The organism is Bacillus sp. FSL P4-0334 (assembly GCF_038004825.1).
GTDB classification, from domain to species: Bacteria; Bacillota; Bacilli; order Bacillales; family Bacillaceae; genus Bacillus; species Bacillus velezensis.
The window spans coordinates 2,339,097-2,362,225 of record NZ_JBBORX010000001.1 but is presented as its reverse complement, the minus strand read 5'-3'; the positions used below and the strand labels follow the sequence as shown (position 1 = coordinate 2,362,225).

The window sequence follows — 23,129 nt, the reverse complement described above, 5'->3', positions numbered from 1 at the left end:
CCTATTCATCAGATTGAAGTTCGTATAGTGAAGCTGACTGATTCATTCCGCCCGGCCCGCCGCTCATTCGGCTGTTTTTACCCGCGGCCTTGCTGCTTTTTGTATCAGCTGGATCACTATTTTTCGTTTTCTGATCTGTGCTTGATTTCCATTTATCTGAAGATACTTTCTTTCCGTTTTTCTCAACCCACTGCACAATATCGTTATTTCCGCCTTTGCCCATTCCGGATGTTAAGAAGTATTTTACTTTCCCTTCTTTTACGAGCTTTTTAAATTGAGTCAGCGTAATGGCCGGGTCAGACCCGCTGAATCCGCCGATCGCCATGACCGCTTTTTTCGTTTTGATAATGTAAGGCGCCGCCGTGTTGGAATCGGTTGTTGCAAATAGATAGTCCGCTCCGGCGTTATGTTTCTCTAAATAGTTGATCAGTTTTGTATTGACAGATGCGTTATCCATTCCCATGCCTTTTCCGCTTGTTGAAGCGAGCTGAGGGCCTGTTTCAGGCAATGAGCTGTTGCCTCCGTACAGAAGCGGTGTGCTCGCCCAATAAATCGGCATGACCATCAAGACGAAAAGGGCTGCAAGTGAAACATAATAACTTAGCGGTTTTTGGCGCTGTTTGAATACGAACAGGGCGATTGCTGCCACTGCGCCGAGAACGCCTGCTCCGATGCTCCAGCCTGCGCCGATTTGATCATTGTAGTTTCTGAGGATAAACAGCTCAAATCCGGTTGTCACAAGAATAGCGGCCGGCAATAGCCAAGTTTTCCATCCCGCCTGCTTGCGGTACAGATGAACGAGGGCGACCCATCCCGCACCGACAAGTGCCGCGATCGGAGGCGCCAGCATAATGAGATAATAATGGTGGAAAAATTCCGCCACACTGAAGAATCCGGCAATCGGCACAAGCCACGCTGCCCAAAAGATCGTTTCCTTCTGTTCTGCTGATAATCGTCTTCTTTCTCTCGCCCCGGCGATCAATAAACCGGCCATTCCAAAAATCGCAAACGGCAGGAGCCAGCTGATCTGATCAGATAATTCCGTTTGGAAAAGGCGCAGCGGACCAGGAGTTCCCGTTCCGAACATTCCTGAACCTGATTGCATTTTCGAGCCGGTGCCTGTACCGCTTTTTCCTCCGCCACCGGGACCATCTCCGCCGCTTGTAGGACCTCCTTGACCGCCGCTTGGCATTTTCCCGTTAGATGGAGGTGCCGTCATACTGCCGTTTTGTGGTTTGTCTCCGCTTGCTGAACTGCTGCTTGAAGACTGGCCAGGCGGTTTTTGCATTTGTGAAGAACCGCCGGAAGAAGACATCTCTTTCAATGCGTTTCCGTCCGGCCCGCCCTGGCCGCCGCCGGAACTTTGCCCTGTCAGCCGCTGAATCCCGTTATATCCGAAAGCCAATTCCAATACGGAGTTTGTCTGGCTGCTTCCGACATATGGCCTTTTGCTGGCAGGAATATTGTCAACAATGAGCGGCCATGACAATGAAACGGCTGCTAAAACGGCTAACGCGCTTACCAATGAAATGATTTTTTTCTTAATCGTGGTGTTTGCCGCAATCATATAGAACAGCAAGAAGGCCGGCAAAATCATATAAGCCTGAAGCATTTTTGTGTTAAAGCCTGCTCCGACGACAAAAAATGCCGCCAAAAGCCAGATCAGTCTGCCTTTTCTGATCGCTTTAAAGAGAAGCCATGTGGCGAACAAGAGGAAAAAGACCAGTAAAGCATCGACATTATTCGTCCGCGCGACCGCTACTGCGATCGGTGTACACGCCATGACAAATGAGGCGATGCGCGCCGCCGTTTTTCCGAACGTCGGCTTTATTAATAAGTACATGAATAGAACTGAACCTACACCCGCCAATGCCTGAGGCAGGATGACGCTCCACCCGTGCATACCGAATATCAGCGCGCTGATCGTTTGAACCTGGTATGTAACAGGCGGTTTATCTACCGTGATAAACCCGGCTGCGTCAAATGAAGCGTAAAAGAAATTATGAAAGCTTTGAAGCATACTCGTTACCGCTGCGGTGTAATAAGGATTCACCGTATCGTCATTCCAGATGTTGTACATATTCAAGAATGCGGAAGCGAGTAAAATGAGAATTAAGACTGCGTCTATCTCGCGTTTTTTCATTTTCACCTGTGTTTTCACTCCTTTTGTTTAACTTTGAACAAGTGTAACAACCAAATGTGAAAAATTTATTAATAAACAAAGACAATTATTTTGCCGTTTACAAATAGGTAAAAAGAATGACAAAACGGGTAAAAAAGCAAAAAAAAAGATGCCCCCGTCAAGCCGGGAGGCATCTGTCATGATTTCTGATTTACTGTATCGGTTTCAGCCGTGCTTCTATTTCAGAACGGCGGTGTTCGAGATAAGGCGGGAGCGCAACCGTTTTGCCTAGCTCTTCAGGTTTTTCATCAACCATAAATCCCGGACCGTCCGTTGACAATTCAAACAGAATTCCGTTCGGCTCCCGGAAGTACAGCGCTTTGAAATAATAACGCTCTACAATGCCTGAGTTGCTGAAACCTTCTTTCGTAATGATGCGGTGCCATAAAGCAAGCTCCTCTTCATTCTGAACGCGGAAGGCCACATGGTGGACGCTGCCTTTTCCAGGACGCTCGCGCGGAAGATCGTTTCTTTCAATCAGATGGACTTCCGTGCGCGCGCCTCCGTTTCCGGATTCGAGCACCGTAACCGTGCCCCGGTCTTCATGCGTTTCTTTCCCGATTTCAGTGAAGCCGAGCACATCGGTTAACACACGCAGCGTCGGTTCTGCATACGGGACGGTCAATTCAACGGGACCAAGACCGCGGAAAGAATATTCTTCCGGTATGCCGCTTTGCTTCACCGCTTCACCGATGTCTTTTCCTTTTTCGTCAGCTGTCAGCACAAGCCGCTGTCCTTCATGATCCCAAAAAGCGAGTGTCTCTCTGCCCGCTATTGTCATGATGTCGCCATGAGCGACCTGATGCTCTTCAAATCGTTTTTTCCAATATTGAAGCGCTTGTACATCCGGGACACGCAGGCCGATTGAAGAAATACTGTTTGTTCCCGCATGAAACGGCGCAATCCGCGGAATTTCGAAAAACGTCAATTCCGATCCCGGATTAGCTGTTTCATCACCGTAAAATAAGTGATACATCGTCGGTTCATCCTGGTTTACGGACTTTTTCACAAGCTTCAATCCCAGGATGTTCCGATAAAAATCTAAATTTTTCTGCGCATCAGCCGTCAATGCTGATACATGGTGTATTCCATTAACTTTCATTATGTTATCCTCCAGTCAATTATCTCGATTTCGAGATATTTTATATATACAATTTATGTTATCCGGATCGCAAAGTCAACCCATCTGCTTCACAGACGGTCTGCAGACTGTCGCTCCCCAAATAACGAACCTTCGATATTAAAAAACCATTAATGTTCGTTTTTAAAACGGTATTTTTTCCTTCTCAAAAGCAGAAACCTTTATCTTTTAGGGAAAACAACAAAATCAGAAAATTTATTTTATTCGTGTTTCAGCAATTAGGGTTTACAATATGGAAAATAGTTTTTTCAGCATGACGATTTTACATCTGGAGGGAAAGGATATGCAGATTGAAGAGAACGGACTTAAAAAAGAGATCGGCCTTACCATCGCCCTCTCACTTGTTATCGGCACCATCATCGGTTCCGGCGTATTTATGAAACCAGGCGCCGTGCTTGCCTACTCCGGTGATGCGAAAACTGCGCTTATCGCGTGGCTGTTAGGAGGCATTTTGACGCTTGCCGGCGGCTTGACCGTTGCGGAAATCGGCACTCAGATTCCGAAAACGGGCGGACTTTATACATATCTCGAAGAAGTGTACGGCGAATTTTGGGGCTTTTTGTGCGGATGGGTTCAAATTATCATTTACGGCCCCGCCATTATCGGAGCAATCGGCTTGTATTTCGGCTCTTTGATGGCGCACTTGTTCAATTGGGATTCCGGCTGGTCTAAATTGATCGGGATTTCAGCCGTTTTGTTTTTAAGCATCATTAACATTATCGGAACGAAATATGGCGGCATCGTCCAGGGAATTACGACTGTCGGCAAATTGATTCCGATTATCTGCATGATCGTGTTCGGCCTTTGGAAAGGCGATCAGCATATTTTCACAGCCGTTACAAGCAGCATGTCGGACATGAATTTCGGCGCTGCCATACTGGCCACCTTGTTTGCTTATGACGGCTGGATTCTGCTTGCGGCACTCGGCGGCGAAATGAAAAATCCGGAAAAGCTGCTCCCGAGAGCGATGACGGGCGGACTGCTGGTCGTCACCGCCATTTATCTTTTCATTAACTTTGCGCTGCTGCACATTCTTCCTGCGACCGACATCGTCAAACTCGGTGAAAATGCGACCGGCACCGCTGCCGGAATGCTGTTTGGCGACATCGGAGGAAAATTGATCAGCGTCGGAATCATCGTCAGCATCTTCGGCTGTTTAAACGGAAAGATTCTCGCTTTTCCGCGTGTCTCATTTGCGATGGCGGAACGGAAACAGCTGCCGTTTGCCGGACAGATTTCGCGGGTGCACCCGACGTTCCGCACCCCGTGGATTGCCGTGTCATTTCAGATCGCGCTGGCCATTATTTTTATGATCGCCAGCAATCCCGATAAGCTGTCTGAAATCTCTATTTTCATGATTTATATTTTTTACGTCATGGCCTTTTTCGCCGTGTTTATCCTCAGAAAAAAAAGCGGCGGAAAACCGCGCGCCTACAGCGTGCCTTTGTATCCGATCATTCCTGTTTTGGCCATCGCGGGTTCACTGTTTGTGCTGATCAGCACGATCATTACAGATACGCTGAGCTGCGCGCTGTCCCTCTTGATCGGCCTCGCCGGGCTGCCGCTTTATTTTTGGCTGAAAAACGGCAGAAAAAACTGACAAAAACGGTTCCTTTTACGGGAGCCGTTTTTTTTTCTGGCAAAATCACGTGCAAAAGTTGACAGCAAATTCACATCTTTTGTTATACTTTTTAAGCAAGATGTCTGAATTCGAAGTATGTTACGTTTTTTTGGCGAAGTGGGTAACATAAGAAAAACAGGATGAGACACGTTTTTACGAAAAAATCAAGAGGCGTTTTTTTCGACTTTATCTGTTTTTTTTCGACAAAAGGCTATATAATAATTTGATGTGTGCATTGTCTCATTCAAACAATGGAGGGTTTTTAATGATAAAAAGAAAAAAAGATAAGTTCTCACTCCTTTTAACAGAAATCGCAAAAAACATAGACGAAACCGCAGAATATTTTGTCAACTTTAAAGTGACGAACCAGACGACTTTAAAGGAATTTGCCGATACGTTAAAAGAGTTTGAAACAAAAGGAGATAATCATGTTCATGTCATGATTAAAGAGCTGAACAAAGCTTTTATCACTCCCATTGAACGTGAAGACATCCTTGAGCTGACAAACAGCCTCGATGACGTGCTTGACGGAATCGAACATTTTTCAGCAATGATGGAGATTTTCTCGATCACTTCTTCCGATGAGCATATCGATAAGTTCAGCGGATACATCAGAGAGTGCGCGAAGGAAATTTTAATCACGATTGAGCTGCTTGCAGAAAACCGATTGAAGGACATTCACCCTCACGCCATTAAAATTAAGGAATACGAGCACAGCTGTGATAACCTGCACCGTAAATCATTAAAAAATCTGTTCGGCACAGAAACCGATCCGATTAAAGTGATTCAGTACCGCGAGATTTACGAAACGCTTGAGGAAATTGCCGACTCTTGCCAAAGCGTTGCCAATAACCTTGAAACCATTATTATGAAAAACGCGTAACGAGGGGTTATAATGGATACTCTATTACTTTTAACGATATTAATTGTCATATGCGCTTTGGTATTTGACTTCATTAACGGATTTCACGATACCGCAAACGCCATCGCCACCTCAGTTTCGACAAAAGCGCTGAAGCCGCGGCACGCAATCGTTATGGCCGCCATCATGAACTTTCTCGGAGCGATGACATTTACCGGTGTGGCGAAAACCATTACAAAGGACATTGTGAATCCTTATACATTAGACAACGGGTCAGTTGTCATTCTGGCGGCTTTACTCGCCGCAATCGTCTGGAACTTGATCACATGGTATTTCGGCATTCCGAGCAGCTCTTCACATGCGATTATCGGAGCGATCGCCGGAGCGGCCATTGCAGCGTCAGGTTTTGCAACGCTTAATTATAAAGGGTTCATTAAAATTATCGAAGCACTTATTTTATCACCGATCATCGCCTTTGTTCTCGGCTTTATCGTATATTCGATCGTGAAGCTGATTTTTAAAGACAGCAATCTGGCGAAAACAAATAAACGCTTCCGCAGAGTGCAGATTTTGACGGCTGCCATTCAGTCCTATACACACGGAACGAACGACGCGCAAAAAGCGATGGGTATCATTACGATGGCGCTTATGACGGCCAATTTACATAAAAGTGATGCCATTCCTTTTTGGGTGCAGCTCTCTTGTGCCCTGGCAATGGGTCTCGGCACATCCATCGGCGGCTGGAAAATCATTAAAACCGTCGGCGGAAAAATTATGAAAATCCGTCCGGTAAACGGCGTATCTGCCGACTTAACCGGCGCAGCCATTATTTTCGGGGCCACGTTTATTCATCTCCCTGTCAGCACGACGCACGTCATTTCGTCTTCCATTCTCGGTGTGGGCGCTTCCCACCGCGTAAAAGGCGTAAACTGGGGAACGGCTAAACGGATGCTCATTACATGGGTCATCACCCTGCCGATTGCAGGTACACTCGGCGCCATCGCCTTTTTCATCCTAGATCTCTTTTTCTGATGACATCCGCTTCTTTACAGAAGCGGTTTTTTTGTGACAGGAAAATGATGTCATGACATAGAATGAACATAGCAGACCATTTTTCAAATTGTGAGGGATGCTCATGCTTTTGTTTTTTCAGATCATGGTGTGGACGATGGCGGCCGCACTCATTTTATATGTGTACGCATCCTGGCGGTATGAGGCAAAGGTAAAAGAAAAAATGTTTGCCATCCGTAAAACGTGGTATTTACTATTTGTACTGGGCTCCATGGTCTATTGGACATATGATCCCGAATCGCTCTTTGCCGAATGGAGACAATATTTGATTGTTGCCGTCTGCTTTGCCCTTATTGATGCGTTTATCTTTTTGAGCGCGTATATCAAAAAGCTCGCCGGCAATGAATTAGAGACGGATACGAGGGAAATTTTAGAAGAAAATAACGAAATGCTTCACTCCTATCTTGAAAAACTGAAAACCTATCAATATCTGTTGAAAAATGAACCGATCCATGTATATTATGGAAGTACAGAAGCTTATGCGGAAGGCATCAGCAGACTGCTGGCCGCTTATGCCGAAAAAATGAATGTCACGGCTTCCTTGTGCGACTATTCCGCACAATCGGATAAGGACCGCTTGACGGAGCATATGCCTGATGCGGCGGACGTTCAGTCCCGTCTTAACCGTAAAGACGTCTACTATGATCAAAAAGGCAGGCTTGTGCTTATTCCGTTTACAGTCCAGAACCGCCATTACGTGATCAAACTCACGTCAGAAAACCTGTTGACGGAATTCGATTATTTGCTTTTCACATCGCTAACGAGCATTTATGATTTAATGCTGCCAATAGAAGAGGAAGGTGACGGTTAAATGGAGCAGGCATTTCAAAACGGGCAGCCGGAACAAAGAGCGAAACCGTTCAAAATGTTTAAAAAACGTTCAATGACAAGTATCGCAAGTTACCAGGTCAGCCCTCATACCGCCAGAATTTTCAAAGAAAACGAGCGGCTGATTGACAAGTATAAACAAAAAAAAGCTTGATTACACTAAGGACAGGAGACACGGCTCTTGTCCTTATTCCTTTTTTCCTTATCTTTCATATAATAAAACCAACAAAGAGATGCGACAGGTGATGATGTGAAGAAAATTGTCAGGCGCGTAAAGTTTGTGGATTACGGACGCTTCGGGCTTTCCGCTTATTCGCTGAGGATGCGGGCGAGGAATCTCAGGCTATTGAACCGGTTAAAAAAGAAAAAAGGCTGAATCCCGCAATGTGAACGGGACTCAGCCTTTTTTGTTAAAGCTGCATCAGAATTTTCGCTTTTACAGCGGGGCTGTAGACGCCGTCAGACGTCAGTCCGTTTACAGATTGGAAGCGGGCCACGGCATCTGCGGTTTTCAGACCGTAGATACCGTCAATTCCGTTATTGACAGCTCCTTTTTCAGGATAGAAATAAAGCGCGGCGAGCGCGTTTTGCACCTGGTATACCTTTTCGCCGGACGTGTACGGCTCTGTCAGCTGAATCACCTCGTCCGGAAGAGAATACAGTGCTTCAACCGGCGGGCTGACGATCAGTACTTGTCCGACTTTAATCAGGTTCGGGTCAGCGATGTTATTCCATTTCTGCAGATCGGCCACGCTGACGCCGAATTTCCGCGCGATCGCTGACAGCGTATCTCCTTTTTGGACGGTATACGTCTGTCTTTCCCCAGAACCGATTCCCGCTTTAAACTCATCCCATGTATCCAACAGTCTTCTCGGACAAAGCTTTCCTGACCAATGCTTGTGCGCAACGACATTTGCAAGCGGGATGCCGTGCGAGGTCATTAATGTGCGGATGAGCCATTGGGCGTTTGCCACGGCCTGTGAAAAGTTGCCGTCTGCGTTTTCACAAATTTCAATACCGATGGATTTACGGTTGCCGTCCCCGTTTCCGTCACCGGCATGCCAGCCGCTTTCGTTCAGCGGAAGATGCTGATAAATTTCCGTATCATCGACTGTGAAATGCCAGCTTGTCGGTGTATCGGGATTTTTCACATAGCTTGCGTGACTTTTGGCGTTAGCTCCGACTGCAGTATTGGCTGTATTGTGCACCGTAATGTAAATCGGTGTCATTGCATAGCCTGGGCGGTTATTGTTTCCTGCCGGGATAAAATCCTGTGTGATTTTTACCATATTCTCATCTCTCCTATTTCGATAAATTGTTTATTTTTAATAAAGCCTGCTGTTTTTTCCCTTTTGCTGTAACGTAATTGTTTTTAAACCAGGCGGCGGCAGTCGTTATGATTGTAAAAACGGCCGACCCGGCGGCATACAGCGTATCTGCAAGCTGGCTGACCTGGTCCTCCTGAATATTCAGCGGCGATTTGCCGAACATCAGCAAAGTTTGATTCAATAAAGCAAGCAAAAGAAGCACCGTCCTGACGACCGTGCCTTTGTCCGCGAATTTCATATTGGTTTCCCCCTTACTTTTGCAGCAGATTGTACATGATGGCGATGGCTCCGCCAATGACGCCCGTGCAGATTGCTGTCACGATCGCTCCTGTAATGGTCCGCTTAATCCATGTTGTGTTTTCGTCAATTTTGTTCAGTTTTTCATTCAGCGTCATGATTTGCTGATCCTGCCGGTCGGATACCCGCTCTAATGCGGCTACCCGCTGTTCAAGCACCTTTTGTTCACCTTTGATGCCTGCGAATTCTTTTTGCACCGCTTGTTCATCCAGAAGCACTTCCGCTCCCCCCTCTTACATTGTTCTCACCTCCCTTCGGAAGCTTCATTCTTAAGAAAATGCCGTGCCTTTGACAGAAAGGCTCCCGCCGGAAATGCTTTTGATTTCCATGATGATTTCCTTAAAACCGGCAATATCAAATGACCACACTTCGTCTGTGCCTGATGTACCGGCGGCTGATGTTCCGTCTTCAGACCTGATTCCTCTGATCGGCACGTTTTTTCCCGAGATGGATCTCCCCCAAAACGCGACATGGCCCGACTCAGCCGTGCCGGTGATTTCGACGAGAAGTTTTTTCCAAGCGCCCGCCGAGAAGATGCTTCCCTCGCCCGCCTCTGCTGCATTTTCATGAAAAATCACGTCTGTATATGAAAACGCCATATCACCGCCCGTACCGACAGATTGGTATAAAACAAATTCGGACTGCTTTTGATTTCCGTTTTCAAAACGGAACCGGTAATATCGTTTTGTCAGGAAGACCCACCCCGAAGCGGTCAGCACTCCGCCTTTGACTGCGACAAAATGTGAAGCTGTCCACGAATTGTTATCCTCGCTCTCTTCAATAAAAAGAGTTCCGCTGCGGTCCGAATAAGCCCACCCCTGTGCTCTGTCTATTAAGACGGCTCCTAAACGGTCTTGTCCGAATTGGCTGTAAACTTCAATCGCTTCTAGCGGCGTATTGGTAAGAAGCTCTGCCATTCCGGACAAATCAGCAACAGGTGTGACATAATCGTTTTTGTTACCGCGGTAAGCTTTTACGGCGCCGGGTCTGCCAAGTTGATCGGCGGGAAATTCAAATGAATGCTTTTTCATCGGCCGTCCTCCTTTTCTCATTTATTAAAAATGACAAATAAAAAAAGCCGTTTGGCTTATGACACAGCATTTTTATAATTTTCGTATGTTTCACCCGTTATTTCTTGAAATTCCTCAGGCGTGATATACTTCGCGGCCACACCTTCAGCCAGATCTTCGGCAGAGCAGTCATCATAGCCCATAGCTTGTTTTACCATTTCTATTGTGGCCCACTTATAAAACAAAGCGTAAACCCAAAAGTTAAGTCTCTTCATTTTTTCATTCTCCTTTTACGTTTAATAATTCTAATTTTAAAGACGCTAATTGCCTGCCGAGTGACTGCTGCGCTTGTTCGGCTGCTTTTCTGGCCAATTTCTCATTCGCCAGCTGTCCGCCGAGGCCTGCAAGCTGGTTTGAATCGGGAGCCGTATCTTTTTTTAAGCTGTCTTTATATGCTTCGTCAGCGGTTTCCACCCATTCTTGTTTCTCTTCATCAAAAAATGGGCGCCACATGCCTTCGCCGTTTATTTCCGGCGGAAAGTCCGCAGCGTTAGGCGGCAGCATATAATTTCCTGTCTCAGAATCCGGATAAAGCTCAACCGGAGTGCCTGTATAAATGTTGTTATTGTCATACGGAAATATTAATTTCATATTCTCGCTCCTTTACGTGAGTGCCAAAACAAGGTCAATATAATAGCCGTTCACATTACTTTCTATATTGGCCATAATTCCCGTCAGCTTCATATCTCCATTAGAATAAATAATAAATTTGCTGTAACCGGTGGTGCCGCTGGCTGCAACCATCGTCACAACGCCTTTGGCCGGCGCACAAGAGGATGGCACACTCCCGAATACCACTTCTCTGTCCGTAAGAACGTGTCCGTTCAGGTGAAGGGTGTTTCCCACTTTGCGGTATTGAAGCGGCCTGTCTCCTGATTTAGCGCCATTTTTATAAGGAACATTGATCCAAGGTACATTCTCAGTATCAAGTTCAGTAATGAGGCGACGCCAGCCCTGCCAGCCCAAGTTCAAATCCAAATAGTTCGTGAACATATTATTTTTATAATCAACGGCAATGACATACCCAAACGTTCCCTTTCCCTCACTGTCAAGAGAGGTAAAATGAAACATGCCGCGGGTCGAAGCGCTGCTCGGACTGTCTGCCGCTTTGCCGGTTGAATAAAAGGTGCCGAACGCCCTGCCGTTTTTAACGATTTTTTCAAGAAAGTTATCATCATCACCAATTGTAAGAAGATAGCCGCCGTTATCGTTTGTTATTTTCGAAAGCTGTGCCCCGTTCCACATATTTTTATCCGCCTGTGTGACATGGATGTCTTTTTTATTAGCGTGAGCGTCTACTTTTGCTTGAGAGCCTGCATCTGTTTCTCTTTGGCTCCATTCCGACCAAACGCCTTTAGTGCTAAAACTTCGGACGTATATGGGATTTCCGGCGGTCACTGTGTCTATAAACATTTGGACAAACGTCGGTGATGCTCCGCGGGTTCTTTGCATTACAATTAATTGTCCGTATTCCGCAGGCTTATTTTCCGTATGCTGAACTGATATATAGTAGATACCGGACGTTTTTATATTGTCTAAGTTTGTTTCCGTTACCGTTTTAGCATTCCCGTCATTGTCAGTCAGATTGAATAACTGCCCTGCATTCCATTTGTCTTTGTCAGACTTGGTTACATGAAGATCTGTTTTGTCGGCATGCTCATTTACTTTTGCTTGTGCTCCGGCAGCTGTTTCAAATGGCATCCATTCCGTCCAGATGCCGTTTTTCAGCGTTTTTCTCCAAAATCCCCCGTCATCTGAGAAAGCGGCCGCCTCTCCGTTATTCTTTGAAGAATAAAGGTATATACCCTCTGACGGTTTAGGCGGGGTATTTACTCCAGTTGCAGCCGCTGAGAAAGTAAAGGTCTTATTCTGGCTGGCAGCGGTCTGATGAAAATCCTGTCCGTCAGAGATATCAATAAAAGCGGAGCCATTATCTTTTGTCATTTTAGACAATTGCCCGTTATTCCACTTCTGGCGCTCTTCCTTCGTCACATGCCGGTCCAGGTCTTGATTGTGCTGATCAAAATCTTTCTTTGCTGCCTGCTGGACATTGTCTACGTTTCCGAGGCCGATTTGCGCCTTTGTCGTTTTGTGCGGGTTGTTCATGTCGTTTTTATGGGCCGCCAGATCCGTGTGTGCGTCATTTATGCCTTTTTCCCAGCGGTTGACGTCATCTTCGTTAATCGGATCGTCCGGAAGCCAGTCTGTTTTTTCTTCGTAAGCCATCGTTACACCACCTCAAAGGTAAATCTTAAATCAAGCGTTCTGTTATTGCTGAGATCTAAATTTGTTTTTCGTTCTGTGATGACGCTTCCTGTTTCGTCAAGCATCTGCACGGTTTCAATGTGTTTGACGTCTTCTTCCCTGCGTGTGAGAACGGTGACTGCGGCATCTTTTACGGAAATGTCCGCAATCGGAGTTTCTTTTCCGTTTAACAGCACTTTTGTGATCCTGTTTTTCAGATCGGCTGCGGCACGCTGTCTGTAAGCGGCTGATATCATGGTAAGACCACCTCGTTATTGTTGAGTGTGACGGAATAACCGACCTTCAGTTCAATGACTTTTCGATATCTCCGATTGTTGAGAATGACCCGGTCTTTGATTTCCAGTGTTTCGTTTAATGCGGCTCTCAGTGTATACGCCAAATGAGCAGGTTTGATTTTTTCAAGCGTTTCAATCAGCTCGTTCATGTGCTGCAGGTCATCAAGCCCGATATCGGCATAAAAACGATACTGCCCCGGAAACATCCGAACGTAAGCTGACGGATGTTTTAAAAAACGGTTTAGCGCCTGCTCGATCGCTTGATGTGTGATGGGCGGAATATTCGACATCTTGGAAATCAGCCTGAGCCGTCTCATATCCTCCGTGTCACCTGATTCCCGCGGTATTTTTAATATTTTTTCCCAGCGGTCAAGCCCCCACGTCGCCGTCGTGATAAAGAGCTGATCTGTCAAATCGAAAATATCGTTATTCTGCCGCTCAAACTCGGGAGCTTCCGCCTCAAGCAGTTGTGCCATCTCCTTTAATCGGGTTAAAAACGGCGGGAGGTACGCCGTCATCTCATCGAGTCTGCTCAAGGATTGTCACCTCTTTGAGTTTAGGAATTTCCACGTCACTGAGCACGAGGTTTTCCGCCGCACCGTTCATTTTGATATCGGCGTAGTCACTGACGGATGCCGAGTTATAAACGATGTTGTTAATTTGTGATAAACGGACGGTGTTTTCTTCAAAAGCCATTTTCTTAAATAAATTCAGGACGCCTTTTTCAATCTCCGCTTTCACGTCATCGATCGAGCTGTTCAGCTCAGGCAGCACGGAAGCGGAGATTTCGATTTCCTTCCATACGGCGCTTTCCACCGTTACTGCCGCTCCGATCGGCGCCTGTCCTTCTCCCTGCCCTTCGTCCGGATCAATATAATCCTTTACTTTTTTGATCAGAATATCTGATGCCGGTTCCAAATTCGCATTTGTGATGACAACCTTCACCGTTCCGGCTCCGTTCCAAAGCGGAAAGATTTTCGCCCTGCCGACGCCGTCAACCTCTTCGGCCCATTGTTTATAGTGCTGTTTATTTGCGCTGACTGCTTCCCGGCGGACACGGGTAAAATAGCGCGCCCTTAAGCTGTTGTCGTCTTCTTCCTCACGGCCGGGAATTAATATATCGCGCACGACTGCTTTCTCAAGCCCGGGTATCGTATCAAGCGGCAGCAGGTTCTGCCCTGAAATGCCGGCATTGCCCGCTTCACCGGCTGTTTCACATTCAAGCGTTCCATCCCCCGTATATTGAAAATACAGGTTATCAACGAAGAAACGGGAGCCTGGCGGAATGGTGATGCCCGCTGTGAATTCTCCGGCTCTGACCGCTTTTGTGGCAGGTGTTCGTTCAATTCCCGCTTCAGCAGCCCGCCTGTCCAGAAATTCTCCCTGAGCCGTATCGGAAAACACGAGCTCCAGCACGGTATCAAGCCAAATATAAGACTTTGCGAGCTCAGCGGCCGCAGGCGCGAGCGCATTGTAAATGACGCTGCCTTCTCTCGTATCAATATCTGCCGTAATGCGCGCCAGCATTCTGTCCATAATGTCGTCAAACGTCTGAGCTTCAAACATCCTCACCCAGCACCTCCTCTATCTCAAGCATGCCCTCATCAGTTTCAACGGTAAAAAAGACGATGAAGGCATCATCTTTTTTCTCAATCTCAAAATTGGTAACGGCCAAAATACGGTCATCATACAGCAAGGCTTCTTCTATCAGTCTTGGAATCTCCATTTTTTTATAAGCATCCGTCGTGTTCTGATCTGAAAGCACTTCCTGAAGTTCGTTTCCAATATCATGGCTGAAAACCGAATATGAATACCGTTCTGTGTGAAGAGCGATATAGACGAATTGTCTGATTGCGTCCAGTCCGTTTATCAGTTCATTGGTAATTCGGTTGTTTTCAAAATCAATTCGGTAGGTTTGTGAAGTCTCAACGGCCTCACTCGCATCCTCCAAATCTTCAAATTCGATTTCCGGTGTCAGGGCCATTGCACCCGCTCCTTTTAGATTTGTTCATGTAAAAAAGCCCTCTTCGGCAGATGAAGCGGCTTTAATAGGCTGATATTCTCGTACATCTCCGTCCGGATGCCGGTTAAATTTTGTCCAGTACAAAGAAAGACTGTCCTCCTGTTAAGGCGGCGGTCATCACCCGATCTCCCGCCTGGAGCTGATCATCTTCTCCGGATCTCAGCCGCTTCGGCACAATGAGTGCATCAGACGGAATCAAAAGTTTGTCGTGATCTTTCAGTTTCAGCTCGAGCGGCGAAACGGAGGTCACTTCGGCCGGCATCAGCTCCACCGGCGCTTCGGCGTCAACCGCTCCGACGGCTAAATGTTTAATGGCATCACTTAATCTCATCAGGATGTCCCCTCCGGAAGTGAATTTTTCTCCGTAACGTCAATCGTCATGGTATGTTTTGTTCCTTGGAATTCATGGCGGTCCGTATCTACATAATAGGTTTTCTTCAGCCCGATTTCCGGAATTGAGATATAGACAGGCAATCCGCTTTCCAACCCGGGAATACCGATCGCCTGTATATTTTTCAGCTCTTTCTTAACGCCTTTTTTCTCAGCCTGCTTCACTTTTGCGCGCTGTTTCAGCTGGGCTTCGTTAATGTCGTCAGAAACCGTTTCGGTATACTGCAAAACGCCGAATGTTTTCATGCCCGCGCTGTCTGACGCGGAAGCCTTTATCGTTTTATTGTCTTTTTGCAGCCGCATGACGACACGGGTTGCGGTGTCATCAATTGAGGTGCTGTATTGATACCCTGTGATATTAACTCCTGTTTCCAGCACCCATATGTCAGACGGCTCCGGCCATTCACGCAAGCCGAGCCTGCCTTTTTCTGAATAGAGCTGATAATTGCGCCCCGTCTGGCTTTTTGTCTGCTTTAACGCTTTTAGCATCATATCGTAAAGGCTTGTATCATTTTTAAAAACGAGTGATTTAATGGTATGGCCTGTGTTGGCAATGGATGTGACGGGAATTTGAAAATCGCTGGCGATCCTTTTCAATATTTGATCGGCGCGCTTGTTGGAAAACACGTAAACGTCCTGGTTTTTCACAAGATATTGGAGCATATCGTATGCGGTGAAGGCGACGGTATGCTCATCGGGCGTTCTTGCAAAAACAACGCCGCGGAACAGTTCTTTTCCGTTCCATTTGAACAAAACCGTATCCCCCTCCGATACACCGTAATACGTCTGGCTGCCCTGCTTTACGACAATCGTCGCTTCGATGGAGCGGGGCGCCTGATATCTGTGTCCTTCCAGCGTGACGCTTTCTGTGACAAGCTCGAGCCACTCCGTTTCTTTTATGACAAATAGTTCAATCATCTTTTCACCCGTTTCATTGCGGTATCTTCAGCTTCTGCCCCGGGAAGATCCAATGCCCCGGCTGCCGGATATTCCGTTTGCTGCGCTTAATCATGGCGGTTTTATTCGCGTTCCAGATTTTCCGCCACTCCGTATGGTTTCCGTAAAATTTGCCGGCGATGTCCCAAAGCGTATCCCCTTTTTTAACGGTATATGTTTTGGGTGAGGCTTTGGACGGGCGCTTCGCTTTCGTTTTTTTCTTTTGTTTGATTTTTCTTGGCGAAGCGGTTTTATATTCTTTCAGTACGATATCAAAATTCCGGTCGCCGATTTCATTGTCACCTTCGCTGTAATTAAAGCTTTCAATGCTGCATGTGACATTGATTTTTGTCCCTGTAATCAAAAACTGAACGGGTTTTTTCGCTTTCATCCATGCTTCAATGGCTGAAATGGCTTTTTCCGGCGAAGGGATGCTTTGATATTCGGCAATCGGGCTGTACCGTTTCGGAAAAAAAGAAGAGAACGAAATTTCTTTCGCTCCCGGTTCTTCGATAAACGTCACCTCTCCAAGTCCGGTGACTTTCACGGAATCATTCTGCACGCTGTTTGCGATATCAATCGCTTCAGGGAGAACGGGAAGCCGGAGCTTGTCCTTCCCCTGAGACAGCCAAAATTCGTAAACAGATTTAGTCAAAAGCAACGGCCCCCTTTGCTCCGGTATAAATGTCTTTTTGCAGTTCATCAATCAGCGCCTGTTTGATTTTGGCGGCGAGGCTGTCGGCGTCCTGTCCGTTATGGAAATGCTGATCGCCGCTGAATTCGATTTTAATTTCTTTTGTTCCCGTTTTTTGAACGGTTTGTCCGCCGCCTTTAACGGCTGCGGAAACCGTGCCGGCTGAAAGCGCCGCCGGTTCCGTCTGGGACGGATCGGACACTTCCATGCCGAGCGCTTGAGCGGCTTTTTGCAGCAGATAACGGCCCCGGATGCCCCGCTCTTCAGGGATGATCCACTCCCGTTTGTTCCCTTCGCCGACACGGGCGATCTGCTCCTTGGTAATCAGACCCCCATTGGCATAACCGACGTAAGGGCCTCCATGAGCCATACTTTTAATCCCGGGGACATTGCTGATCGAGCCGTATCGGCTTTTAATATAGCCGATAGCGGCAGCGGCGTTGTGAATTGGATTTCTGATATCATTCATGCCCGGCGCTTTGTGATCTTCAAAGGTGCTCGGAATCGTCTGCATAAGCCCCTGTGACGGGTGTCCGGCTTTGGCGTTGCTATCCCATAGATTAATGGAATTAGGGTTGCCGCCTGACTCATGCTGTGCGATCGTCATTAATCCTGGAAGCCAGCTGATCGGCGTATTGGTTGCTTTCATTGCGGCCAAAAGCCACTCTTTGACGCTTCCTCCCGCTGCACCCATGCCGGAAAAGGCTGCTGCAAGCGAACCTGCCTGTTTTTCGGCGTATTTTTTCACGTCAACTGAGCTGAGCCCTTTGACGACGCCGACTGAAGCAAAGCGCCCCAGGCTCATCATGACACGGGAAGGAGAGTGAATATCAAGCTCTTCTCTGAATGCGTCCTCGACTTTTTTGGCCATATCTTTGGCCGCCTGTTTGACTTCGCTTCCTTTTGCAGTCATCCCTGATACGAAGTGTCCGATCAGGCCTGACCCCCAGCCGTTCGCGGAATCTCTTGATTGCACAAACGGTTTATTGATATGTGTGCTTACGTATTGCGACGTTCCCGTATCTTTCGCATTCTGTCCGGCCGAATATCCTTTCACCGTTGCGGCGCCCCATGATGACGATTGATTAACCGCCGATTGATAAGGTGTTTTCACCTTTGTTTTTAAAAATGAATCGGTGCCCGTCGGCGAAGTATTCTGACCTTTGGCATAGCCCGCAACGACTTGCTTTCCGTAACCGGATGAAGACGAAATAAGGGCATTGAACGGCGTTCCGATGTTTTTTTCCTTCCAGCCGTCCATATCCACCGCTTTTTTGCTGATTCCGCTGTCAAAGCCTTCAGTAAACTGTTTGCCGAGTGATGAAGCCGTCCCGCCAAGTCCGGATGTCTCTACAGACGCTGCGGCCGACACAGATGCAGAAGAAGAAACACCGCCCGCTCCCGCCGGAACAGCAGAAGACTGAGCCGAAGCCGCGCCCATATCATCGACAACACGCATGCCGAGCTTAGACGCAGCTTGTGAAAGCAGCATCTTTCCGCGTCCGCGATTGTTGTCAACGGGAATGACAAATTCTTTACCGGCTTCACCGATCCAGGAAATGGTCGGCTTTGTAATGTAGCCGCCCGTGGCGTTTTTGTCCGTTTTTTTCTTTTTATCTCCGCCGCCTCCTGTGACAAAGTTCATTATGCCTGAAATCATTTTGCCGCCGGTTTTATCCCAAATCTTTTTCACCCAGTCGAATGCTGCAGAAAAAGCATCTGATATGGCTGTTCCCACTTTTACAAGAGGTTCTTTTATATGTTTCTCAAACCAGCCGCTTAACCCTTTCCATATACCCTTTACCGCATCTAAAGCAGTCTGGAAAGCATCTGATATTCCTTTACCGACATTTTTCACCATGTCTTTCACCGGATTCCAGACAGTATCCATGAACCAGCCGGAAACCGTACTGAAAACGGATTTAATTTTATCCCAAGCTCCTGTGATTTTACTCCAAATGGACGTCGCCACTCCGACGACAGCCGATTTTACGGGCCCCCACACCGTGCTCATAAACCAGCCGGATACTGTGCTGAAGACACCTTGAATCGTCGTCCACGCATTCACGATATTTGACCAGATGCTGGTTGCCACTCCGACGACAGCCGATGAAACCGGCGTCCATACATTCTCCATGAACCAGGATGACACCGTGCTGAAAATCCCTTGAATCGTCGTCCACGCATTCACGATATTTGACCAGATGCTTGTCGCCACTCCGACGACAGCTGATGAAACCGGCGTCCATACATTTTCCATGAACCAGGATGAAACGCTTCCCCAAGTATCTTGTATTGTTGTCCAAGCACTTTGCGCCGCTTTGGAAATATCATTCCAAGTGTCTTTCAAAGCCCCTGAATCAAAGGCCTCTCCCAAGCTGGAACCGCCCAAACTGCCGGCGATGCCGCCTACCGCGCCGCCGATTAGCGTGCCCACTCCGGGAACAACGCTTCCTATTGCCGCTCCGGCCGCGGCTCCGGCAAGACCGCCGCCTGCTGAGCCGACCTTCTCTCCTGCATTATCTTTATTGATGCCGGCTAAATCAGTGAGTGATAACAATTCACCTATGCCGGGAATTCCTTTAGCGGCACCTTTTAACCCTTTCATACCGCCTTTTAGCGCCTTTGAATCTCCCAAGCCTTTCAAAAGCGCGCCGATGCCTTTACCTGCCCCTTTTGTTTTTGGCGTGTTTACGGATGCCTGTTTGCTTCCCTTTGCGGATGAACCTCGTTTTGAAGATTTATTCCGCTCTTCGACTTTACTGCTTTTGCCCCTCGTCACTCCGGTACAGCAGCAGCATCCCCCAAAAGCCCCGCCGTTTTTTTTGGCTGACTTTCCTGAAGATTTTGGCGCTGTTACCGTGCGCTGTGAACCCTTTGCCAGATCAGGACGCTTCGGGCCGTTGGAGCCGCCGGCAGTAAGGCCGCCCTTACTCTTTTCTTTTTTCGTGCCGCCTCCTAATAATCCGCCGATATTGAGTTTGCCTAATTTTTCAGCGATTCCTGAAAATATTTTTTCTATTAATTCCCCGGCTTTTTCGATGATTTTGTCCGGGCTGAATTTCTCAAATTTCTTGGCAATTTTGCTGACAATTTTATCAACAAATGCCTCGGCTTTTTCGATGATCGCATCAGGACTGAATTTGCCGAACTTTTTATCAATGCCTCCGAACAGTGAGGATGTAAACTGCTCCACTTTTTCCAAAATCTTATCCGGATTGAGAAAATCGAATTTCTCAGAAATTCTGTCAATCGTGTCATTTACAAATTGTTCGGCGCGGTCGATTAGCTTATCAGGACTGAATTTGCCGACAACGTCGTCGACTTTCTTCATAAACGAATCAGTAAAATGATCCAGCTCTTTCAATATGGTCTCCGGGCTGAATTTGCTGACAACGTCATCTATCTTTTTCATAAATGAATCAGTGAATTTATCCAGTTCTTTCAATATGGCTTCCGGACTGAATTTGCTCACGACCCCGTCTACTTTTTTCATAAACGAATCAGCGAACTTGTCCAGTTCGGCTAATATCGTTGCCGGGCTGAATTTGCTCGCGATTTCGTCTACTTTTCCCATGAATGAGCTCGTGAACTTGTCCAACTCTGCTAAAATCGTCTCCGGGCTGAATTTGCTCGCGATCTCGTCTACTTTTCCCATGAATGACGTTGTGAACTTATCCAGTTCGGTTAATATCGTTGCAGGGCTGAATTTGCTTGCGATCTCGTCCACTTTTCCCATGAATGACGTTGTGAACTTATCCAGTTCGGTTAATATCGTTGCAGGGCTGAATTTGCTCGCGATCTCGTCCACTTTTCCCATGAATGAGTTCGTGAACTTGTCCAGTTCGGCTAATATCGTTGCAGGGCTGAATTTGCTCGCGATTTCGTCTACTTTTCCCATGAATGATGTTGTAAACTTATCCAGCTCTGCCAAAATCGTTGCAGGGCTGAATTTGCTCGCGATTTCGTCTACTTTTCCCATGAATGATGTTGTGAACTTATCCAGCTCTGCTAAAATCGTCTCCGGGCTGAATTTGCTCGCGATCTCGTCCACTTTTCCCATGAATGACGTTGTGAACTTATCCAGTTCGGTTAAAATCGTTGCCGGGCTGAATTTGCTCGCGATTTCGTCCACTTTTCCCATGAATGAGCTCGTGAACTTATCCAGCTCTGCCAAAATCGTCTCCGGGCTGAATTTGCTCGCGATTTCGTCCGCTTTCTTCATAAAGCTTGCAGCGAATTTATCCAGTTCCGCTATGATTGTTTCCGGATAAAATTTGGATGCGATGTCATTGACTTTTTTCATGAAGGTGTCTGCAATGGAGTCAAGCATTGAAAAATCGTTTTTCAGCGAAGCAGGAGCAGCAGACGCAGAAGCTTTTCCGACGTCCGGTATATTCTTTTGCATTGCAGCCAGCTGTGCTGTCACCTTTTCGTTTAACGATAATTGAATAACATTGTTTTTTCCCGTCAGCGAATCAATGCCCGCTGAAATTCGGCCGACTGTTTTCATGACGTGATCTATGACGCGTATAGTGACAGAGTACCCGTTCTTTAACGCAGATTGCATATAGCGTTTGATACGTTCCATGGCAGGGGTCACTTCGTCTGACGCATAAAGTGAAACGGTAAATCCTTTAAAACCGGCAGCCAGATCCCGCAATCTCTCAAATGCCGCTGTCGCGCTGTCTTTTGCTCCTATTTTAATGGTTAAAGACGCAGGCAGACCCGCTAATTGGGCTTGCACCTTTTGAATGACGGCACTGGCTCCGTCTTCAGCTGAAATAGAGATCATTTGTGCGCCCAGCTTTCTTTTCATAGAGCGCTGGATGCGGTCAATTGTTCTTAAAACAGATTTACTCTCTTTGCGTATATCAATTTCACTTTGGCGTTTTGTCATTTTCCTGTATTTATCAAGCGCTCTGAAGCCATTTTGGATTTTCCTTATTTTCTTTGAAACCCGATCTTCCAATTCAAAACGGGCGGTCAGCTTTGCCATGATGTCGCTCCCCCTTTCTTCGCTTGTTTTTCAAGAATGTCCAGCTTGTAACCGATTAAACCGTACAACAGCGCCTTAAAATGTCGCGGTGCTTCATATAACTCTTTCAGTTCTGATGGAGAATAATGAAGCTCATGCAACGCGTAATAGAGATACACGGCTTCCTTATTCCCATCTTTTATCAGTTTTTTGCTTCTTGCTCCAGATCTTCTAATTCATCTTCAAAACCGTTGATCTCAATCGCTTTATTCAGCCAATTTGCATACTCACCGCCGACTGAAAGCACGCGTTTTGCCACCTCGACCGGATCTGCCGTTTTGTAAGCGTCGCGGAGCTCCTTAGACCGGAAATCAGGGTAAATCGTAGATTCAACCGCGATCCGCGCATAGAAGCGCTGGCTGTCTAAGTCTTTTACGCGGCCTCTGCCCTTCACATTTTTATATGTCGTGCTTTCCTTCTCCAGTTCATCAATGCGCTCAGTCGTAATGGCTTTAAAAATAAAAGGCACGATGTTTCCTTTTTTATCGACAAAACGCTTTGAAAGCGGAACCCGAATCTCCTCAGCCTCGACTGTTTTACCTGGCATAAAGAATGATAGATCATATACTTGTTCGTTTTTTTCGCTCATGATGAAAACTCCCTTACTCTTTTTTTATAAAAAACAGGCCTGTAAAAAGGCCTGTTTCACTCATACCGATCTTAATTAAAACGTTTCAGAAAGCTTTTCCGGCACATCGAAATCTTCAAAGGTAAACGGCACTTCTTCTTCGAGTGCTTCTGAGTCTACGTCCAGTCCGGCGATTTTTGCAGAATCAAAGTTGACGTCATACAGAGTGACGCGTTCTGTTCCGCGGCCCGATGATTTGTCATCAAGAACGGCTTGCAGCGTAAAATACGGGTCGCTGCCTTTTTTGACGTAATCCATCATAAGGACGGCGAATTTGGATGTGACCTTATAGAATGTTGCCGTGCCCGTTCCGTTGGCGCCTGTTGTTTTATGTCCCGTCATGCGGCGGCCCATGATGTTTACTTCTGATTTGTTTTTTTCCACGTTTGCTTCAAACGTTTTAATATGCGCCATCTCTTCTCCGTCGAGAAATAAACGGCCTTCTTTTCCTGAAATCGTGTTTTGCGCTTTTAATGCCAT

26 protein-coding genes are annotated in these 23,129 nt (G+C 46.8%); 6 read left to right on the top strand and 20 right to left on the bottom strand.

All coding sequences use genetic code 11. The features are described from left to right. Position 1 precedes the first annotated feature (1 nt). Positions 2 to 2,149 carry an ArnT family glycosyltransferase gene (locus NSQ37_RS12330; RefSeq protein WP_167340619.1) on the bottom strand — a complete coding sequence of 716 codons (2,148 nt, stop codon included), beginning with the start codon at positions 2,147 to 2,149 and terminating at the stop codon, positions 2 to 4. Positions 2,150 to 2,333: 184 nt separating this feature from the next. Further along, positions 2,334 to 3,284 (bottom strand): ring-cleaving dioxygenase, encoded by a 951-nt coding sequence (locus NSQ37_RS12325; RefSeq protein ID WP_163113566.1) that lies wholly within the window; start codon positions 3,282 to 3,284, stop codon positions 2,334 to 2,336. Between the two features lie 322 nt (positions 3,285 to 3,606). On the opposite strand from NSQ37_RS12325, the gene NSQ37_RS12320 reads away from it, so the two are divergent. From NSQ37_RS12320 to NSQ37_RS12295, 6 genes are all read left to right on the top strand, one after another. Beyond that, positions 3,607 to 4,923, top strand: coding sequence for an APC family permease (locus NSQ37_RS12320; RefSeq protein ID WP_007610842.1), 1,317 nt, complete (start codon positions 3,607 to 3,609; stop codon positions 4,921 to 4,923). A gap of 286 nt (positions 4,924 to 5,209) precedes the next feature. After that, entirely contained in the window at positions 5,210 to 5,827 is a 618-nt protein-coding gene (locus tag NSQ37_RS12315) for a DUF47 domain-containing protein (protein WP_003154804.1), read from the top strand. Between the two features lie 12 nt (positions 5,828 to 5,839). Then, complete coding sequence (locus tag NSQ37_RS12310) at positions 5,840 to 6,838, top strand: inorganic phosphate transporter (RefSeq protein ID WP_007407255.1); 999 nt, start codon at positions 5,840 to 5,842, stop codon at positions 6,836 to 6,838. 103 nt (positions 6,839 to 6,941) lie between these two features. Next, entirely contained in the window at positions 6,942 to 7,688 is a 747-nt protein-coding gene (locus NSQ37_RS12305) for a type II toxin-antitoxin system SpoIISA family toxin (protein ID WP_015239694.1), read from the top strand. Beyond that, complete coding sequence (locus tag NSQ37_RS12300) at positions 7,689 to 7,859, top strand: type II toxin-antitoxin system SpoIISB family antitoxin (protein WP_003154807.1); 171 nt, start codon at positions 7,689 to 7,691, stop codon at positions 7,857 to 7,859. A gap of 96 nt (positions 7,860 to 7,955) precedes the next feature. Next, on the top strand, positions 7,956 to 8,081 hold the full coding sequence (locus NSQ37_RS12295; protein WP_023356844.1) for a hypothetical protein: 126 nt from the start codon (positions 7,956 to 7,958) through the stop codon (positions 8,079 to 8,081). Positions 8,082 to 8,115: 34 nt separating this feature from the next. On the opposite strand, the gene NSQ37_RS12290 is transcribed toward NSQ37_RS12295, so the two are convergent. The 18 genes from NSQ37_RS12290 to NSQ37_RS12205 all read right to left on the bottom strand — a co-directional run bounded on the left by NSQ37_RS12290 (position 8,116) and on the right by NSQ37_RS12205 (position 23,129). Then, positions 8,116 to 8,994: an N-acetylmuramoyl-L-alanine amidase gene (locus tag NSQ37_RS12290; protein ID WP_341123852.1), complete on the bottom strand. Its 879-nt coding sequence runs from the start codon at positions 8,992 to 8,994 to the stop codon at positions 8,116 to 8,118. 13 nt (positions 8,995 to 9,007) lie between these two features. Further along, positions 9,008 to 9,271 carry a phage holin gene (locus NSQ37_RS12285; RefSeq protein ID WP_003154813.1) on the bottom strand — a complete coding sequence of 88 codons (264 nt, stop codon included), beginning with the start codon at positions 9,269 to 9,271 and terminating at the stop codon, positions 9,008 to 9,010. A gap of 13 nt (positions 9,272 to 9,284) precedes the next feature. Beyond that, a complete protein-coding gene (locus NSQ37_RS12280) occupies positions 9,285 to 9,548 on the bottom strand; it encodes a hemolysin XhlA family protein (RefSeq protein WP_003154815.1) in 264 nt (87 codons plus the stop codon). Positions 9,549 to 9,599: 51 nt separating this feature from the next. Continuing rightward, positions 9,600 to 10,361 carry a phage portal protein gene (locus NSQ37_RS12275; protein ID WP_253613046.1) on the bottom strand — a complete coding sequence of 254 codons (762 nt, stop codon included), beginning with the start codon at positions 10,359 to 10,361 and terminating at the stop codon, positions 9,600 to 9,602. Between the two features lie 56 nt (positions 10,362 to 10,417). Next, positions 10,418 to 10,615, bottom strand: a complete 198-nt coding sequence (locus NSQ37_RS12270) for an XkdX family protein (protein ID WP_012117366.1) — start codon at positions 10,613 to 10,615, stop codon at positions 10,418 to 10,420. Positions 10,616 to 10,619: 4 nt separating this feature from the next. Then, positions 10,620 to 10,991: an XkdW family protein gene (locus tag NSQ37_RS12265; protein WP_043021266.1), complete on the bottom strand. Its 372-nt coding sequence runs from the start codon at positions 10,989 to 10,991 to the stop codon at positions 10,620 to 10,622. 12 nt (positions 10,992 to 11,003) lie between these two features. Beyond that, positions 11,004 to 12,626, bottom strand: coding sequence for a pyocin knob domain-containing protein (locus NSQ37_RS12260; RefSeq protein WP_253613048.1), 1,623 nt, complete (start codon positions 12,624 to 12,626; stop codon positions 11,004 to 11,006). Positions 12,627 to 12,628: 2 nt separating this feature from the next. Continuing rightward, a complete protein-coding gene (locus NSQ37_RS12255) occupies positions 12,629 to 12,901 on the bottom strand; it encodes a hypothetical protein (RefSeq protein ID WP_003154822.1) in 273 nt (90 codons plus the stop codon). Next, entirely contained in the window at positions 12,898 to 13,476 is a 579-nt protein-coding gene (locus NSQ37_RS12250; RefSeq protein WP_253613050.1) for a YmfQ family protein, read from the bottom strand. Before NSQ37_RS12250 ends, NSQ37_RS12255 begins: the two co-directional genes overlap by 4 nt. Then, complete coding sequence (locus tag NSQ37_RS12245; RefSeq protein ID WP_060561805.1) at positions 13,460 to 14,506, bottom strand: baseplate J/gp47 family protein; 1,047 nt, start codon at positions 14,504 to 14,506, stop codon at positions 13,460 to 13,462. The genes NSQ37_RS12250 and NSQ37_RS12245 overlap by 17 nt, the downstream gene beginning before the upstream one ends. Further along, a complete protein-coding gene (locus tag NSQ37_RS12240) occupies positions 14,499 to 14,924 on the bottom strand; it encodes a DUF2634 domain-containing protein (RefSeq protein ID WP_025284611.1) in 426 nt (141 codons plus the stop codon). The genes NSQ37_RS12245 and NSQ37_RS12240 overlap by 8 nt, the downstream gene beginning before the upstream one ends. Positions 14,925 to 15,027: 103 nt before the next feature. After that, entirely contained in the window at positions 15,028 to 15,294 is a 267-nt protein-coding gene (locus tag NSQ37_RS12235; RefSeq protein ID WP_007610818.1) for a DUF2577 family protein, read from the bottom strand. Beyond that, positions 15,294 to 16,271: an XkdQ/YqbQ family protein gene (locus NSQ37_RS12230; RefSeq protein WP_015239687.1), complete on the bottom strand. Its 978-nt coding sequence runs from the start codon at positions 16,269 to 16,271 to the stop codon at positions 15,294 to 15,296. The genes NSQ37_RS12235 and NSQ37_RS12230 overlap by 1 nt, the downstream gene beginning before the upstream one ends. 13 nt (positions 16,272 to 16,284) lie before the next feature. Continuing rightward, on the bottom strand, positions 16,285 to 16,944 hold the full coding sequence (locus NSQ37_RS12225; protein ID WP_025284610.1) for a LysM peptidoglycan-binding domain-containing protein: 660 nt from the start codon (positions 16,942 to 16,944) through the stop codon (positions 16,285 to 16,287). After that, positions 16,937 to 21,982, bottom strand: a complete 5,046-nt coding sequence (locus tag NSQ37_RS12220; RefSeq protein ID WP_341123846.1) for a transglycosylase SLT domain-containing protein — start codon at positions 21,980 to 21,982, stop codon at positions 16,937 to 16,939. Before NSQ37_RS12220 ends, NSQ37_RS12225 begins: the two co-directional genes overlap by 8 nt. Beyond that, complete coding sequence (locus tag NSQ37_RS12215) at positions 21,970 to 22,140, bottom strand: hypothetical protein (protein ID WP_341123844.1); 171 nt, start codon at positions 22,138 to 22,140, stop codon at positions 21,970 to 21,972. The genes NSQ37_RS12220 and NSQ37_RS12215 overlap by 13 nt, the downstream gene beginning before the upstream one ends. A 23-nt stretch (positions 22,141 to 22,163) precedes the next feature. Beyond that, on the bottom strand, positions 22,164 to 22,610 hold the full coding sequence (locus NSQ37_RS12210) for a phage tail assembly chaperone (RefSeq protein WP_003154836.1): 447 nt from the start codon (positions 22,608 to 22,610) through the stop codon (positions 22,164 to 22,166). A 75-nt stretch (positions 22,611 to 22,685) separates the two neighbouring features. After that, complete coding sequence (locus NSQ37_RS12205; RefSeq protein ID WP_003154837.1) at positions 22,686 to 23,129, bottom strand: phage tail tube protein; 444 nt, start codon at positions 23,127 to 23,129, stop codon at positions 22,686 to 22,688.

What these genes read in the sequence shown, in the direction of transcription:
- NSQ37_RS12325 (WP_163113566.1), bottom strand. Translation starts at nt 3,284, where the DNA reads ATGAAAGTTAATGGAATACACCATGTATCAGCATTGACGGCTGATGCG.
- NSQ37_RS12320 (WP_007610842.1), top strand. Translation starts at nt 3,607, where the DNA reads ATGCAGATTGAAGAGAACGGACTTAAAAAAGAGATCGGCCTTACCATC.
- NSQ37_RS12315 (WP_003154804.1), top strand. Translation starts at nt 5,210, where the DNA reads ATGATAAAAAGAAAAAAAGATAAGTTCTCACTCCTTTTAACAGAAATC.
- NSQ37_RS12310 (WP_007407255.1), top strand. Translation starts at nt 5,840, where the DNA reads ATGGATACTCTATTACTTTTAACGATATTAATTGTCATATGCGCTTTG.
- NSQ37_RS12305 (WP_015239694.1), top strand. Translation starts at nt 6,942, where the DNA reads ATGCTTTTGTTTTTTCAGATCATGGTGTGGACGATGGCGGCCGCACTC.
- NSQ37_RS12300 (WP_003154807.1), top strand. Translation starts at nt 7,689, where the DNA reads ATGGAGCAGGCATTTCAAAACGGGCAGCCGGAACAAAGAGCGAAACCG.
- NSQ37_RS12290 (WP_341123852.1), bottom strand. Translation starts at nt 8,994, where the DNA reads ATGGTAAAAATCACACAGGATTTTATCCCGGCAGGAAACAATAACCGC.
- NSQ37_RS12285 (WP_003154813.1), bottom strand. Translation starts at nt 9,271, where the DNA reads ATGAAATTCGCGGACAAAGGCACGGTCGTCAGGACGGTGCTTCTTTTG.
- NSQ37_RS12275 (WP_253613046.1), bottom strand. Translation starts at nt 10,361, where the DNA reads ATGAAAAAGCATTCATTTGAATTTCCCGCCGATCAACTTGGCAGACCC.
- NSQ37_RS12270 (WP_012117366.1), bottom strand. Translation starts at nt 10,615, where the DNA reads ATGAAGAGACTTAACTTTTGGGTTTACGCTTTGTTTTATAAGTGGGCC.
- NSQ37_RS12265 (WP_043021266.1), bottom strand. Translation starts at nt 10,991, where the DNA reads ATGAAATTAATATTTCCGTATGACAATAACAACATTTATACAGGCACT.
- NSQ37_RS12260 (WP_253613048.1), bottom strand. Translation starts at nt 12,626, where the DNA reads ATGGCTTACGAAGAAAAAACAGACTGGCTTCCGGACGATCCGATTAAC.
- NSQ37_RS12255 (WP_003154822.1), bottom strand. Translation starts at nt 12,901, where the DNA reads ATGATATCAGCCGCTTACAGACAGCGTGCCGCAGCCGATCTGAAAAAC.
- NSQ37_RS12245 (WP_060561805.1), bottom strand. Translation starts at nt 14,506, where the DNA reads ATGTTTGAAGCTCAGACGTTTGACGACATTATGGACAGAATGCTGGCG.
- NSQ37_RS12240 (WP_025284611.1), bottom strand. Translation starts at nt 14,924, where the DNA reads ATGGCCCTGACACCGGAAATCGAATTTGAAGATTTGGAGGATGCGAGT.
- NSQ37_RS12235 (WP_007610818.1), bottom strand. Translation starts at nt 15,294, where the DNA reads ATGAGATTAAGTGATGCCATTAAACATTTAGCCGTCGGAGCGGTTGAC.
- NSQ37_RS12230 (WP_015239687.1), bottom strand. Translation starts at nt 16,271, where the DNA reads ATGATTGAACTATTTGTCATAAAAGAAACGGAGTGGCTCGAGCTTGTC.
- NSQ37_RS12220 (WP_341123846.1), bottom strand. Translation starts at nt 21,982, where the DNA reads ATGGCAAAGCTGACCGCCCGTTTTGAATTGGAAGATCGGGTTTCAAAG.
- NSQ37_RS12210 (WP_003154836.1), bottom strand. Translation starts at nt 22,610, where the DNA reads ATGAGCGAAAAAAACGAACAAGTATATGATCTATCATTCTTTATGCCA.
- NSQ37_RS12205 (WP_003154837.1), bottom strand. Translation starts at nt 23,129, where the DNA reads ATGGCATTAAAAGCGCAAAACACGATTTCAGGAAAAGAAGGCCGTTTA.